8 protein-coding genes are annotated in these 16,283 nt (G+C 37.0%); 5 read left to right on the forward strand and 3 right to left on the reverse strand.

Features of this window, described 5'->3' with window-relative positions; genetic code table 11:
- Positions 1-485: 485 nt before the first annotated feature.
- The 3 genes from trmL (at position 486) to AC3B7A_RS07545 (ending at position 12,073) form a co-directional block, all read left to right on the forward strand.
- Entirely contained in the window at positions 486-995 is a 510-nt protein-coding gene (trmL, locus tag AC3B7A_RS07535; protein ID WP_489755483.1) for a tRNA (uridine(34)/cytosine(34)/5-carboxymethylaminomethyluridine(34)-2'-O)-methyltransferase TrmL, read from the forward strand.
- 12 nt (positions 996-1,007) lie between these two features.
- A complete protein-coding gene (locus AC3B7A_RS07540; protein WP_489755484.1) occupies positions 1,008-1,403 on the forward strand; it encodes a DUF1149 family protein in 396 nt (131 codons plus the stop codon).
- Between the two features lie 551 nt (positions 1,404-1,954).
- Positions 1,955-12,073, forward strand: a complete 10,119-nt coding sequence (locus tag AC3B7A_RS07545; protein ID WP_489755485.1) for an SLAP domain-containing protein — start codon at positions 1,955-1,957, stop codon at positions 12,071-12,073.
- Positions 12,074-12,488: 415 nt separating this feature from the next.
- Here the strand turns inward: AC3B7A_RS07545 and AC3B7A_RS07550 are convergent, their stop codons facing one another.
- From AC3B7A_RS07550 to AC3B7A_RS07560, 3 genes are all read right to left on the reverse strand, one after another.
- Positions 12,489-13,412: a peptidylprolyl isomerase gene (locus AC3B7A_RS07550; protein WP_489755486.1), complete on the reverse strand. Its 924-nt coding sequence runs from the start codon at positions 13,410-13,412 to the stop codon at positions 12,489-12,491.
- Between the two features lie 110 nt (positions 13,413-13,522).
- A complete protein-coding gene (locus AC3B7A_RS07555; RefSeq protein ID WP_489755487.1) occupies positions 13,523-13,795 on the reverse strand; it encodes a hypothetical protein in 273 nt (90 codons plus the stop codon).
- A complete protein-coding gene (locus tag AC3B7A_RS07560) occupies positions 13,792-14,238 on the reverse strand; it encodes an HIT family protein (protein ID WP_489755488.1) in 447 nt (148 codons plus the stop codon). The genes AC3B7A_RS07555 and AC3B7A_RS07560 overlap by 4 nt, the downstream gene beginning before the upstream one ends.
- 91 nt (positions 14,239-14,329) lie before the next feature.
- Here AC3B7A_RS07560 and AC3B7A_RS07565 point away from each other — a divergent pair, with 91 nt between their 5' ends.
- Both AC3B7A_RS07565 and AC3B7A_RS07570 read left to right on the forward strand, forming a co-directional pair.
- The gene (locus AC3B7A_RS07565) at positions 14,330-15,058 is read left to right on the forward strand and encodes an ABC transporter ATP-binding protein (RefSeq protein WP_489755489.1); all 729 of its coding nucleotides are present in this window, start codon (positions 14,330-14,332) and stop codon (positions 15,056-15,058) included.
- A gap of 5 nt (positions 15,059-15,063) precedes the next feature.
- On the forward strand, positions 15,064-16,272 hold the full coding sequence (locus AC3B7A_RS07570; protein ID WP_489755490.1) for an ABC transporter permease: 1,209 nt from the start codon (positions 15,064-15,066) through the stop codon (positions 16,270-16,272).
- Positions 16,273-16,283: the final 11 nt, after the last annotated feature.

Consider the following 16,283-nt stretch of genomic DNA (forward strand, 5'->3'; position numbering starts at 1 on the left):
GTCTCTTGTCTAAGTTAATCCTCAATTTCTAACCGACTTTGTTCACAGCTTATTTTGCGTTCACAAGACCAGAAACAATTATCTAACTACGACTAAGAACTCAAGATATAAACTAATCTTAAGTCCTTAGTCTAGGTTAGCTTCTTGTTTCTAAACGGTCTTGTTCACAGCTTAGATTTAATTGCTTTCACAAAAGCAACAACTTGCGTCTAACTACGAATAATCATTCAAGTTTCCAAACAACTTAAATAATTATTCTAGGTTATAATCAGTTGCTAACCGCTTTTGTTCACAGCTTGTTAAATTTTAACTTGTCAGGTCTACTTAGAAGTTGTATATTATTATTTGTGGACTTAACTTAAGTTCTTTTATCAGACTTAGTTTGATAAAAGAGCTTAATCAGAAGTAATTTAACGTATCTTCTTGCTGCATTTGCCGAGGGGATGCGTTTTTTTTCAAGCAAATTTAAAAAAGGAAGCTAGAACATGACTAATCATATTGCACTTTTTGAACCATTAATGCCTGCTAATACAGGCAATATTGCGCGGACTTGTGCGGGAACGGATACAGTCTTACATTTAATCCGACCATTAGGATTTAGTCTGGATGATAAGCATATGAAGCGCGCAGGTCTGGATTATTGGGATAAAGTTAAATTAGTGATTCATGACGATTTAGATGACTTTTTAGCCAGCATTCCTGATCAAAAATATTTGTATCTAATTACCAAGTTTTCTGATCAAGTTTATAGTGATGTTGATTACTCTGATACCACTAAAGACCATTATTTCTTATTTGGTAAAGAAACGACTGGTTTACCCGAAAAATTTATGCGGGAAAATCCAGAAAAATGTTTGCGCATTCCAATGACCGAAAATATTCGTGCTTTAAACTTATCAAATACTTGTGCTTTAGTAATTTATGAAGCAGTTCGACAACAGCACTTTGCTGGGTTAGAATTAACACATCGTTATGAACATGATAAGTTACACTAAGGAGAAATGAGTATGGATGTTAAAACAGGACCAATTGTTGTGCAATCTTTTCATTATGATTTAGTAGATACTACTGCGCCAGCCAAAACTGATATTCAAGTCCAAGTGCAAGATTATCCCACTCCGGATGACGACAGTACCGGTAAAATGATTCAAATTTTAGCACCGTTTGATATTCACCCGGAAAAAACTCCATTTGAAATTTCGGGCTTAATTGGGCAGGTATTTCAATTAACCGAATTTACAGGCGAATTATCTGAGATTCCGGGGGAAGCTGTTCAGAATTTGTCGCAACCGATGATTGAGCAAATTCAAACTATTACTTATCAGGTAACGGCGTTAACGTTAGAACATGGTTATCAGTTAGATTTTGAAGCTAACTTTGATGACGGTGAGTTGCAGCAGTAAAATTGCTAGCAATTGGTGTAAGATATAAATAAAATTTTTTAAAAACAAAAAGTAATCATTATGTGGTGTTGGCGAATTTGCTGACCAGCAGAATGATTACTTTTTATTTTGGTTACTTTTTCATTTGTCTTTGAGCTAAAAATGATTGAGTAATACAAGGATAATAATTAAGTGCTTTATCCAACATAGTGTTGGAACTTAATAAAAACTTAAGAATCTTAAGAAAAACTTAACATTTAGATTTTTGCCATTTTAAAAAAAATCGTTCACAAGAATAAATGCGATGAAAATAAGCTTTGTTACAAGTATGTGAAAAAATAAAACGGTTATTTTGTGTGATATATAAATCACAATGGGCTTTTTTGAGAGTTTTTTGCCAAATAGTGTTTGATTTATCACTAATTAACCAATTATAATATGAAATATATGAAAGATTAAGATTATTGAATGCTTATTTTTTGATAAAATTATATATCAAATTCGAGTTGAACATAATCAAAATCATTTCCAAAAAATGTAAATATTTTAGACGATTAAAGGAGCAGATAAAAATGCATCGAAGTAAAAGATTATTAGCAACCATGGGTGTGACTCTATTTTCATCAACGTTGTGGTTAACAGCTAATAAAACCACGACCAAAGCGGATGAAGTTAATGATCAAGGCAAAGTCGATCAAGCCGCACCTGGACAAGCCGTGCAAGCTACTAACGCTAGGGAAATTAATCAACCAACGAATGTCACAGCGGGTCAAATTAGTACGCGAGCCATGGGTGATGTGACGAATGCTGATACTAATGAGTCTGAGAATGTAACGAACAATCAACAGAATAATCAAGCACAAGCTGGTAATACTGTTGTTAACAATGAGCAAAATTCTGTAAGTGGTTCTAATGTAAACGCTAGCAATAATAATGCTGTTAATTCTAATAATAATGTCAATGACAATAACGCTAACGAAGCAAATACCAATAATAACGCCGATGCTGTTGGTGCCGACAACAATATCAATTCTAATCAACCCACTAATGAAGTTTCTGACAATAATATCAACCAAACTGTAGTACATAACAATAATAATGAGACTACCAAGCCAGAAATCTCTAATCTTTTAAGTATTGATGCCAATGGTGTCGTTCAAGTTGGCAATGAAGCTCAATTTATATCAGCTATAGGTGTTTACGATGTGAAAGAAATTGATTTGACTTCTGATGTTATCTTAGATACTTATACTGATAATGCTTTAAATATTTATGACGGGTTAATTATTAATGGTCAGAACCATATTTTGGATTTACGTAGTAATTCATTAAAATTAGCTAATCATTCACAGCAGTTTACTATTGAAAATGTTAAATTATACAGCACAGGTTTAGCAATTGATGCCGGTGTTAATCATGATTATGTTTATTATTCCGACGATACTAACGCAGTTTTTATTAATAATGTTGATTATCAAGGTGCGCAATTAATTGTTAACACTACTTATTGTCGCAGAGTACACATTCAAAATCAGGTTGCTGGCAAAATAGTATCTGCCTATACGCTGAAGGGCATAACGGTGAATACCGATTATAGTAATCAACCATTAATTTCTATTGGAAACTTTACGATAAATACACAGCATTTAATCTTTGATAGTGGGGCAAAATTTACTGGTGAAACGATTAGTAGTGATGTGATTCATACGTTTTATTCTTCTGTTGATATTAATGATGGTGCACAAGTTAATCTAACGCCACATAGTACCGCTAGTTCAACTGCCTATGGTATTAATGTCGAAAATTACGCCACGGATGGTAATTTTATTGCTGTACTAGGTCAATTAACCATTAATGTCAATGGTAATACAACCAGTGGTGATTTATCAGGAGCTTTGGGATTAGATATTACAGGTAATTCAAAAACTTATTATTGGCCCTTACAATTACCGCCAGCGGCTCAATTAACTATTAATACTAATGGGCAACACATTGAGCATTGGATTCAAACGGGAATTGAAACTACTGGTGGTAGTTTTATTATACGGGCAGCTAATTTGGCACCTGATTTTAATGGAATCATTTACGATGGTAGTGATTTTACGCCAGTCGGGGCTACTACAGCTGTTTGTGTTGGTGAGCATGTAAATTGGAATCCTTTAATAATGAAAAGCGGAACGGTGTCTTTTACCACAGATGGTAGTGGCGGGGCGTTAACGTTATTTAAAGCTCTTCAACGTAGTGAATATACCTATTCTGGACAATTAATTTTAGATGCGGGTAATAACGCACAAGCTCATTTGATTACAGGTATGGGTTACTTTAATTTAACTAATATTAATTTTGTGGACTCAAAAGGACAGGCACATGCTTTACAGAAACTCAAATTTAATTTACAAAATGATGTAGTTCAAGCAATTAATCAGGATTTAAATAGTGAAAGTGTCAGTGATATTGTCGGTCCAACTAAAGACGCTGAAACGCAAGTTTTACAGTTATTAGCCAACCAACAATTTGTGAATGGCCGTGCTTTGAAACCGATTACTGCTACCGATAATACTATTGATTTTGTCCCAGACTCAATCAAGTTATCATTTGATAAAACCAAGATATCCGGTAAGACTAATTTGGCTAATGCTCATATTAAAGTCCAAATTAAACATGCTAACGGAACTTTAGTAGATTTTCCTGATAATTCTAATTTAGTTGAAACAAATGATAGCTGGCGTAATCCCCAGAAACTTTATATTGTTAATTCTGATGCTGACGGTAACTTTAGTTTTTCCTTACCGAAAGACATGTTACAAAAGGGTGATCATTTAGTTTTAACTGCTAATAAAGATTTTGTAGACAGTCCGGTTTTAGACTTCGACCCTGAAGTTACTTCTAACATGGAAGGCTTAGCTGATGCAAAACAAGATGCCTTGACTACTTTACAGAACTATCATGATAGTAGTGAGACTACTGCGGATAATTTAGCTAATATTACGGGACAAACGGACTTGATTAATGCCATTAATGGGGCGTTTGATACGGCTTTACAACAAGCAAAAGCGTTAGTTAGTCAAGTCGGCGATGATGACGTTGATCCTGCTAATCCTGATGGTGGACCTAATCCTGCTGCCGCTTTAATAGCCGCTATTAATAATGGTAAAGCCTTGATTGATGCGGTCACTACTTTAGCTGACACTTTCAATACTGATCAACAAACAATTAAAGCTTTCCAAGACCCTACCGGGCAATTAAACGAAACGCAAGTTAATAACTTTTTGACGCAAGTTAACCAAGCTTTGACTACGGCAACAAGTGCTTATAATGCTGCTAGTGATGATACTGGTCGCCAAACAGCCTTAGATAAAGGCAAAGCAGCCATGGATGCCATTGCCGCCTTAGCTACGCAGTTAAATACGGATGAAACAACGATTAATGATTTAGGTGGTGCGGATGGTTTAACTTCCGATCAAGTTTCGAATTTAAAAGATCAGGCTAATACCGCTGCTAACAATGGTTTAGCCGCTATTGACACGGCACAAAAAGATCCAGAGAAAGATAAAGATGATGTTACTAATGCGGCCGCTACCGCTGCTACTAGTGATCCGGCTGCCGATATTGCGGCAATTGTCAGTTTAGCGCAAGCTAAGCGTGATGCCATGCAAGCTATTACTGAGAAGTATAATACGGCTTTCAATACGTTGCATAATAACTTGGCAACCTTAGATACCACCGCTAAACAAGAACCCTTCCAAACCTTAATTGATGCGGCTTATAATCAAGCTAAAAGTGACATTAATAGTGCTACTGACCAAACAGCGATTGACAAAGCCAAAGGTCAAGCCGTCTTAGGTATTACTCAAGGCTTGGCTCAATCCCAATTGCAAGATTACGTTAATCAAGAACTAACCGTCATTGGTGACTTGAATAATTTAACGCCTGATCAAATTACTGCTTATCAAGAACAAATTACTAGTTCTGATCCAACCAAGAATACGGCGCAATCAGCAGCCGTGATGGCAATTAACCAAGCTACGAGTGAGACAGATGTGAATGCTGCTGAAGCTGCGGGTCAACAGGCTATTGAGAAGATTGTGACACAAGCTCAAACGGCTAGTCAAATTGGGGATTGGTACAATACCGAAAAGGAAAAAATTACTAATTTAGGTGACGATAAACAAGGGCATTTGACGACAACTGCACCTGATGCAGATCATAAGTCCCAAGTTGATAAGTTATTAGCTGATTTAGAGACAGCTTACAATGAAGTCTTGAATGATCTAAAAGATCCTAGTGCCGATTTCAACTCGGAAACGGAAAAACAAAAATTAAAGGCTATCACAGCCTTTGCGCAAAACATGAGTGATGCAGTGCAAGACTTAAATACAGCAAAAGCGGATGCACACACAGATTTGGATAATTTGAGCCATGCTGATTTGCTGGATCCCAAGAACAAGTTGAGTGGTCAAATTGATGAAGCTTATACAACAGCAGTTAATAATTTGACGACCGCAACGACTGATACTCTGGCTGATTTGAAAGATGCGGGGACTACGGCCATTAAGCAAGTTTTGGAATTAGTTAAAGCTCAAGATGATGCTTTAAGTGTCTTACAAACCGCTCAGGCGAGTGCTGCTGATGTGCTAAATAATGCAACTAATTTGGTAGATCAGAAAGACACACTTACAACGCAGATTAACAAGATTCATGATGACGCGCAAACTGCCGTTTTGGCTGGTGAAGACGAAGATGACTTAGACACGGCGCAAGAAAATGGCGTTACGGCGTTAAATAATTTAGCCACTTTAATTACCAAGAAGAATCAACTTTTAACTCAGTTACAAACCGATTATGATACACAAGTCCAATCCATTAAAGACTTGGCTGAAGGGCAAGCCAATAATCATTTAACTAGTGGGGATGACACTAAACAAGTTGAACAGCTCTTAGCTTTATTATCAACAGCTTTAACGACAATTAAAACCGATTTGCAGCAAGCTGATACTTTGGCTGACGATTGGTTAAGCAGTGAAGAAACAACCAATTTTGCTCCGATTACCACGTTAGCTGACAAGTTAAATACAGCGATGACGCAACTACAAACCGCTAAAAATGATGCCGAACAAACCGTCAACACTGATTTAACCGCCTTAACTAATCCACAAACTTATAAAGATAACATTGCTGGTGCTTATAATACGGCAGTTAGTGGTTTGGATCCTTTGATTGCCACAACCACAACCCAAGACCAAATTGATGCTGCGGTTAAGACTGGTTTAACGCAAATTGCCCAGAAGTTAGCTAGTGCGCAACTTCAAAATGGGGTCACGGGCGCTGTTAATCAAATTAATGCTTTAACGCATTTGACAGACAAGCAAAAGACCAAGTATCAACAACAAATTACGAATACTGATCCGAATAAAGAAACCGAACAAACTAAAGGGCAAGCCAACATTGACAGTGCTACTGATGCAGACTCTGCTGCTAATGCTTATCAAGCTGCTCAAGCAAATATTAACAATATTGTTAGTCAAGCTACAACGGCTGATAAAGTTACTGATTGGTACAATACTGAAAAGGAAAGCATTACCAATTTAGGTGACAATCAAACTGATGGTCATTTAACAACCACAGCGCCTGACGCCGAACATAAGTCGCAAGTGGATACCTTAGTGGAACAATTAGGCACGGCTTACGATACAGTCTTGAGTGATTTAGAAAATCCTGGGGCAAACTTCAACGAGGAAACAGAGAAGCAAAAGCTCACGGCAGTAACTGGTAAAGCAAGAACCATGAATACGGCCATGGGTCAGTTACAAACTGCTTACCAAACAGCTCAAGCTGAAACAGCTGCTGACAAACTCGGTCATTTAAGCACAGAGCAACAGGGTTCATATCAAGGCCAAGTAACAAGTGCTTATCAGGCTGCAGTAGCTGAGATTACTGCTGGAACTGATAACGCAGAAGCTGCTGGTGAAACAGCGTTACAAAAAGTGGTTGATCAAGCGCAATTGGCGGAACATAAAGCTGATAATCAAAGCCAATTAGTTGATTATGCGCAAGCTGCGAGTGACATAATTGGTCATTTGACGGCCACTCTGCAACCAACAGATATTCAAAAGTATCAAGATCAAATTACCAATACCACTGATGGCGCCCAAACGACAGCAAATCAGAATATTGAGAAAGCTGATAGTATTGAAACTGCTGATAATGCTTTAACAGCTGGAGAAAAAGCAATTGCTGCGATTGTTACAGCGGCGCAAAACTTATCCGGTAATTTAAGTACAGTAGCTGGTTGGTATCATACTGCTAAGGATGATATTAATAAGTTAGCTGCAAGTAGTAATCAAGGTGGTTATTTAACTGGTGCTGCTGATTCAACTGATACCAGTACGCAAGTTGGTAAATTATTAGCTGATTTAGAGACAGCTTACAGTGAAGTCTTAAGTGATCTAGAAAATCTGGGATCCAACTTTGTTGAAGACACGGAACATTCTAAACTAACTGCAGTAACTGACAAAGCAACGGCTATGAATACGGCTATGCAAACAGTAGAAGTCGCTTATCAAACAGCCAAGGATGCTTTGAGTAATTTACACCATCATGATGAGTTAGTTGCTGGTGATCAATTAACAACAGCTTTAGAGCAAGCTTATCAAACCGCCCAAGCTGATTTAAGAGATGCAACTACTGCCAACATGTCGGCGCAAACTAACGTTGAAGTGACAAATATTCAAGCTGTGATTGCGTTAGTACAAGACCAAGCAACGGCTTGGGATGATCTGAAAACCATTTATAACAATGGTGTAACTGATTTAACTGGTGCTGCGGGTAATAACTTTGGTGATAACTTAACTGCGGCTTTGAAGAAGTTGAAAGACCAATACGATACTGAAGTTGATAGGATTAAAGCTGCAGACAAAGGCACGATAGAATCTGTTAGTTCCTTAGCGCAATCTAATGTCCGCGACTTGTTGGCCGCTTTAAAAGAACAAAATACGCAATTAGGGGCGTTAGCTACTGCTAAGCAAGATGTGGAAACAGCTTTAAGTAATGCGACCGAGTTAAGTCATGATCAACAGACTAATTTCACTGATGAAATTACAAACACTTATAATCAGGCTGTCAATGATGTTTTGGGTACTACAAATTCAACTACTGCTCAAACTAAAGGGCAAGCAGGGGTTACTGCTTTAAATAAGATTAAAGAAACAATCACCCAAAAAGCTACAATTATGCAACAGTTACAAACTGACTACAATACTGCAGTGGATCATATTAAAGAGTTAGGTGACGGTACCACTGGTCATAACTTAACTGGTGGTACGACGCCAACTGATGAAGCTCAACAAGTTGGCAAGTTATTAGCTCAATTAGCTGCAGCGAAGACAACGATTGAAACTAACTTACAGAATGCTACTGATTTGTCAGATTCATGGTTAATTGATCAAGAAACAAAGAACTTTAAGCCAGTAACGGATTTAGCCGATAATATGAATACGGCCATGGGTGTGGTTAATGATGCCGTTGAGGCAGCTAATACTGCTATTGGTAAGTTAGAGCAATTAACTGACCAACAAGCTGGCTTGAAACAACAAGTTAGTGAGCAACAAGCTAAGATTGTCGACCAAATTACTAAAGCTGATGCAACGACTAATCTTAATAAAGTAGCGAGTGACGGTGCTACAGCTATTAATAAATTATTAAAGTTACCACAGGCTCAAAATGATGCCTTGAAGGCTTTAAGTGAGAATATTACCACGGCTACGAATCAGCTTGAGACCACAGCTGGTTTGACGGCTGCGCAAAAGACGCAATTTAAGGAGCAATTAAATCAAGCTCAAACTGCTTTAACTACTCAAATCAAAGCAGCAACGAGTGTCGAGGAGACTCAAGTCAAGACGCAAGTTATTACAGACTTAATGAGTTTAGCCACGACTTTAGGTCAAGCCAACAACGATTTAACTGGTTTAACTAATATTAGTGCTACTCAACAAACTGATTTCTTAAATCAAGTCAACACCGCTGCTACCACAGCCTTAACCGGTATGCAAGATAGTAACACCGAAACTACGGCCTTTAACAAAGGTACCGCCGCCATTAATGCAATTGTGGCTTTAGCTCAACAATTAGCTGCTAATAAGCAAAAGATTAATGATTTAGGTCAAGGCGACAACAAGTTAGACCCAGACCAAATCAATCAATTACAACACCAAGCTGACCAAGCAGCAACTAATGGTGTTAGTGCCATTGAAACGGCACAACAAGATTCCAGTAAGACGGCGCAAGATGTCACCAATGCCGCCAGTCAACAAAACAACGCTTTAGATCAGTTAGTAGCGACAGCTAAACAGAAGCAAAAGTTGCAAGCAAGTATTAACCAAGCAGTCAATGACGTCAAGCAAAAGATCAAAGATTTAGGTAAACCGGACAAAGGTGGTCACTTAACCGCTGATCAAGTTAATAATTTATTAGAGCAAGTCACAACCGAACAGACAGCGATGTTAAATGATTTAAATGAAACTAACGATGTTACTGAAAGCTGGCTCAATCAAGAAAAACAGAAGTTACAACCAACTTTAGACTTAGCTAATACGATCAATCAAGCCATGCAAAAAGTTGATCAAGCCGAAACGGCCGCTAATGAGGTAATTGCGGGCTTGAATCATTATGAGTCTGATCAGGATAGTTTGAAACAAGATGTCCAAAACCAAAAAGCGCAGGCGATTGCCGTTATCAATCAAGCTAGTTCGGCCACATCTATTACCCAAGCGGCTAATGATGGTGTGGACAGCATTAAGCAAGTAACAGACTTGAAGCAACAACAAAATGCCGCTTGGAATGCCTTGGATGATGAGTTAAATCGTGAGCAACAAGAATTAGGTAGTTTAGCGCAAGGTGGTACCTTAAGTAGTGACCAAGTTAACCAATTACAACAACAAGTGACAACTGCTTATGAGTCTGGTTTAGGCCAAATTAAACAGGAAACGGTGGCCAATAATATTGTTGGTGAACAACAACAAACGATTGAGCAAATGAAACAACAAGTTACTTTGGCGCAACAAAAAGCCCAGGCAGTGCAACAGATTAAGCAAACGCAAAAACAAGCCCAACAAGCTTATGATGCTGCCAAAGCTTTGAATGAAGAGCAACAAACGGCTTTGCAGAGTCAGATTAGTCAACAAGCAACAGCAGCCATTGATCAAATCTTAGCGGCAACAGATCAAAGTGGTGTGGATCAGGTTCAACAAACCGGAACTAATCAATTGAACAACACTAAGACTTTGATTAACCACAAGAACCAAGCGATGCAAGCATTAAAGCAAACCTATCAAGAAGAACAAGCTAAGATTAATGGTTTAACGCATTATAAGGATCAAATTGGCAGTTTGAATGGTTTGTTGGAGACCGCTTATCAAGCAGCGCAAGACAGTATTACTAATGCCGGATTAACAGAAGTTGATCCGCACAAACAAACCGGAATTGAAAATATGCAACAAGTGGTTCAAGTGACGAAAGCTAAAGATGATAGCCTGACCATTCTAGAGAATCATTATCAAGATACCAAGGATCATTTGAACGATTTAACTGACTTAACACCCGAACAAAAGGAAGACACTCAACACAAGGTGGATGCGGCTTATCAAGCGGCCAAAGATCAAATTGATCAAAGTCAAGGTGTGGATGCTGCTCATGCTGCCGAAGCCGACGGTGAGAATCAAATTAGTAATGAAGTGGTTAAAGCCCAAGTGGCGCAAGCTAGTGCGGTTGCCATTAATGCCATTCATCAAGCAGCTGATCAAGCGGTTAAGAACTTAGAGAACAATACCAGTTTAGCTGCTGATAAACGTCAAGATCGGATCTTTGCGGTGCGGCATGCTGAAAGTGCGGGCATTGACCAAGTTCAACAAGCAACGAGTGTGGCAGCTGTCAACCAAGCCCAAAATGATTGCATTCAACGCATCAATAGTTTAGCGGGCACAGGTAGTGTCAACTTGACTGATAATCTTGGTAGTGGCTTGAGTCAAAGTCATACGGTGCGCAATCCCGGTATTGCCATTGTTAAACCCGATGTCCCGGGTGGTTTCATTCATTTGTATGACCAGCAAGGGCACCAGTTAGAACAAGTCTTAGCCGCCAATACCGATTGGAAAGTGGATTATATTTATACGCAAAATGATGGCACGATGTATTACCGCGTAGGGGCTAATGAATATGTTAAAGCTGATGATGTCAACTATACTAAGATTGGTAAACGGCAAATCATTGATGGGGTAATTACCGTGCAACCAACTGCAGGTCAAGACTTCATCACCGTGTATAGTGATCAAGGTGCCGCACTGAAGCAACAATTGCCAACGGGTACGCAGTGGTTAGTTAATGCCCAAGAAACATTAGCTGACGGACAAGTTTATTATCAAGTAGCACCACATCAATATGTGCTAGCCCTGGATGTTACGGTCATGACGACGGCAATTGTCACCAAGTCCCAAACCGGAACCTTAAGCTTGAAAGAACAAGCGGCACCGATTTATCATTACCAACCACAAATTGGTTTCTTAAGTCGTTCCACAGATAAACACTTAACGCGTCAAGCTACTTGGAACTTCTATCAAGTTCTAACGGTTAATGGTCATCGTTATTATCAAGTTGGTGATAATGATTGGGTCAGAGATGTGGATGTTAAATTGAATTAAAGATGTTAAAGTATTTAAAACAAAATAAAAGAAAGTTTTCCGTAAAAAGAAGACTTTCTTTTTTTAATAATTAAAATTATCTTAAAAAGTGTATCTCAAAAATGTTATACTAACTATGTACATAAGGCACAAACTGCTGACTTGGAGAACGCAATAAGTAGATTAAATTGTCGTTGTTAAAATCATCAAAGATCTTCGAAAATAAGATCTTAAATGCAAAGTCCCTACTTAGCTTCAAAGCTTAGTAGGAACCTTAAGATATATATTTATATTATAGGCTATTCTTAGCAGTCTTATGAGAAGTTGGTGTTGACAGCGCCAACTTTGCTCCACATAAATTGTAACACTTTTTAGCTAAAACCAATTAAAAAAATCCAAAGTTATTGGCTTTGGATTTTTTACGTTTGGATTATTCTTATTTAGAACTACCAGCGGATTGATTACCCTTCTTGCTATTATTATTTGACAAGAAGCCAGATAATACGTTCTTCAAATCATTGTCTTTGATAGAAATATCAGAACGTTTTAGAACTTTAGTAATCACTTTTTGCATTGTTGCTGAATCATTCATCCGTGAAGCATAGATTTGATTCTTCAAAGTTTGTTCATGTTGCTTCATTGTGCCTTTGGCAGGACGTTTGTCCATTTTAATGATATGGTAACCATAAGATGATTTAACAGGTTCTTTGGTGTATTGACCTTGCTTTAATTTCAAAGCTGCTTTTTTGAAGTTAGCATCTAAAGAAGTGTCATTGTTATTAAAGGCTGGTAATTTTCCGCCTTTGTTTTTGGTTCCAGAATCGGTTGAATACTTTTTAGCTAATTTATCAAAATTTTCGCCCTTTTCTAATTTACCAATGATATCCTTAGCCGTTGATTCATCTTTAACTAAAATATGTTGAACAGTAACCTTTGGCGTATATTTTGCCCATTGCTTCTTTAATTGAGCATTGGAAATACTGGTTTCTTTACGAATTGCAACTTTAGTTAACAATTGTGTTCGAATGGTATCCTTAAAGTCACTAGCGTCCATTCCGTTTTGTTGCAATAATGTATTAAATTGAGAACCATACTTGTTCTTATACTGGTTAAACTCTTTGTTGACCTCTTTGTCACTCACATTTTTACCATATTGAGATTTCAAAGCTTGGGCAATAACCATTTGTTGTAATTGTTGTTGACCTGCTTGGGATTTCTTCATTTTTTGATAAAGCTGTTCTTGAGTGATTTTGCCACCTTTCATAGTAACCACAGCTTTATTGCCAGAACAACCAGCAACTAAAGTAATGGATAATAAAGCAGCTAAAGTCAAGACAATCTTGCTAAACTTTTTTGACATAATTCACTTACACATCCAATCTTATTTTATCTTGAATTAAGATAACAAATACAAAGATAACATATTTAACGGCTTTTTCCTATAATTCAAATTATAAATTCATTAAAAAATCATATTTTAGCAGGTAAATCGTGTTGCAACTTTTGTAATTGTTTTGTTAATTGTCGTACGTCACTTAAAATAGGTTCTTGATGTTTATTTAATGTTTCCTTGAGATCTTCCATAATTGGTAAGGCTTCATCAGTTAATTGATGTTTTAATTTTTTTAAATCAGCAGTTAAAGCTTTAAAAGAATTAATTCTTGCAGCTTGTTGATTTAAGATATGTTTTGCACTAAAAACCAAACCTACGCCAGTTATTAAGCCTAAGTTAAAACTCTTCATTTTTCATCTCCCACATTTTTCTTAATATTTTGCGCAATGTTTTCCAATTGATCAGAATTATAATTCTCAGTATTATCAGCCCACTCCATTGAAAAGCCATCTTCTTCATTATAACGCGGAATCAAATGGATGTGCGAATGAAAGACAGATTGATAAGCAATTTTACCATTATTAATACAAATATTCATGCCTTTAATTTGTGGGTCAAGTTGTTTAATAGCTTGAGCAATTTTAGGTAAACGGCTAAAAACTTCACCAGCTTGTTGACTATTGTAATTAAAAATATCTTTAATGTGTTGCTTTGGCACGACCAAAACGTGACCGGCAGTAACTTGTGATAGGTCTAAAAAAGCTTTGACCACTTCGTCTTCATAGACTGTATGACTAGGAATATCGCCGGCAATAATTTTGCAAAAAACGCAATTTGGGTCAGAATTTTTCATAATTTATTCCTCCTTAAGAATAAAAAATTATATTCAGTTAATTTCATGCTATCATAAATACAACGCAATAACAGGGAGTAGGTAAAATTTTATGACTTTAATAGTAGATCATTTAACTGGCGGCTATGGGCGCATACCAGTTATCAAAGATGAAAGTTTTACAGTGCAAGCTGGTGAAACGGTTGGATTGATTGGCTTAAATGGTGCTGGAAAGTCGACAACAATTAAGCATGTCATCGGCTTATTGCAGCCACAAAAGGGGACAATTACGTTAAATGATGTGCAATTAGCACAAAATATAACAGCTTATCGGAGTCAAATTGCCTATGTACCAGAATTACCGGTTTTATATCCAGAATTAACTTTAAAAGAGCACATTGAATTAACAATGATGGCCTATAATTTAGATCAACAACAGGCTTGGTCCGAGGCTCAGCAACTGTTAAAAACTTTTCGATTAGCCGATAAGTTAGATTGGTTTCCGATTAATTTTTCCAAAGGGATGAAACAAAAAGTTATGATAGTTTGTGCTTTTATGACCCAAGCACAACTATATATTATCGATGAACCATTTACTGGTTTAGATCCGTTAGCTGTTCATGATTTATTGGAATTGGTTCAACAAAAAAAACAAGGCGGCGCGGGGATTTTGATGTCAACGCATATCTTAGCTAATGCTGAACAAAGTGCTGATCGTTTTATTTTATTGAATCACGGTCAAATTAAAGCTCAAGGAACTTTACCTGAAATTAAAGCGCAATTTGGAGCTCAAGAAGATAGCCTCAGTGATCTTTACTTGCGTATGGCAGAGGAGGATTAACTCTGATGAAATCATTATGGCAAAATCGGTTGGAACAGCATTTTAAAGAACAACTCAAATTTTTAAAATTAGTTTTTAATGAATACTTTATTATTGCCATTATTTTCATGATTGGTGCTTTAGGATATTGGTATTCACAAGCGTTAACTAAATTACCAGTGAATGCTTGGTGGATTAAGCCGTTGGGAATTATTATTTTGACAGCTAGTGCGTTGCTTTTTCGGGTGGCAACGTTAATTCAACCAGCAGACGCTACTTTTTTATTACCGCAGGAGCAAGCTTTGCGTTCTTATTTGCTTAAAGCACGTAATTATAGTCTTTGGATGCCGATGTTAACTTTAATTTTAGTAAATTTTTTCTTAACGCCTTTTTGGGCGCGCGGCTTAAACTTTACACCTAGTCAGATAGTATTGTTGGCTTTAATTACCTTAGTCTTGGAATTTGGGGCAATTAATAATCGGCTGGCCAGTTATTATGACTTACGACCGAATAAGTTTTTGTTAGAAAATTTCTTAGCATTTATTGTTGTTTTAACAATTGCTTTATATTTTTCGCCAGTAATAAGTTTGATTTTCGCACTAATTTTAGGTAGTGGTAGTCTTTATCAATTACAAGCATTGTCTAAACATCATTTACTGCAATGGAATTATTTAATTAAGCAAGAACAACAGCGCAGTTATCAAATGAAACGTTTTTACAACTTATTTACTGATGTACCTGGGATGACAGCTAGATCACGGCGTTATCGCTTCTTAGATTTTATATACCGACCGATTGCTAGTCAGCAGTCACAGACGGGACTTTATCTGTTTGCCCGCGGATTTATTCGTAATACTGACTATAGTAGTTTATTTTTGCGTTTGACGTTACTAGATGTTATCTTGATCGCTTGTTTAAAAAATATTTGGTTGATTGTCATTGTCAGTGTTCTCTTTTTATATTTGGTGGAGTTTCAATTAATACCTTTATATCGCAGTTACGATAATAATGTTTTGTTTCAGATTTATCCCATTTCCAAACAACAAAAAAGTTTGAATTTTCAAAAATTACTAGGTGTAATTCTTTTAGTACAATGGCTAATTAGCTTATTAGTTTTAGTTGTTTTTTATTCATGGAGTTTGATCACGGGTGTGGTTGGTGTAGTTGAACTAGTTATGATAATATTTTTAACGAAAGTTTTTTTACCACAGCAATTAAAAAAAATTGATAGATAGGAATCTTGAGT

Source organism: Bombilactobacillus sp. ESL1202 (genome assembly GCF_058107125.1).

Bases quoted from the DNA above. Each gene is read 5' to 3' on its own strand.
- AC3B7A_RS07550 (WP_489755486.1), bottom strand. From the start codon at position 13,412: ATGTCAAAAAAGTTTAGCAAGATTGTCTTGACTTTAGCTGCTTTATTA.
- AC3B7A_RS07545 (WP_489755485.1), top strand. From the start codon at position 1,955: ATGCATCGAAGTAAAAGATTATTAGCAACCATGGGTGTGACTCTATTT.
- AC3B7A_RS07540 (WP_489755484.1), top strand. From the start codon at position 1,008: ATGGATGTTAAAACAGGACCAATTGTTGTGCAATCTTTTCATTATGAT.
- trmL (WP_489755483.1), top strand. From the start codon at position 486: ATGACTAATCATATTGCACTTTTTGAACCATTAATGCCTGCTAATACA.
- AC3B7A_RS07565 (WP_489755489.1), top strand. From the start codon at position 14,330: ATGACTTTAATAGTAGATCATTTAACTGGCGGCTATGGGCGCATACCA.
- AC3B7A_RS07555 (WP_489755487.1), bottom strand. From the start codon at position 13,795: ATGAAGAGTTTTAACTTAGGCTTAATAACTGGCGTAGGTTTGGTTTTT.
- AC3B7A_RS07560 (WP_489755488.1), bottom strand. From the start codon at position 14,238: ATGAAAAATTCTGACCCAAATTGCGTTTTTTGCAAAATTATTGCCGGC.
- AC3B7A_RS07570 (WP_489755490.1), top strand. From the start codon at position 15,064: ATGAAATCATTATGGCAAAATCGGTTGGAACAGCATTTTAAAGAACAA.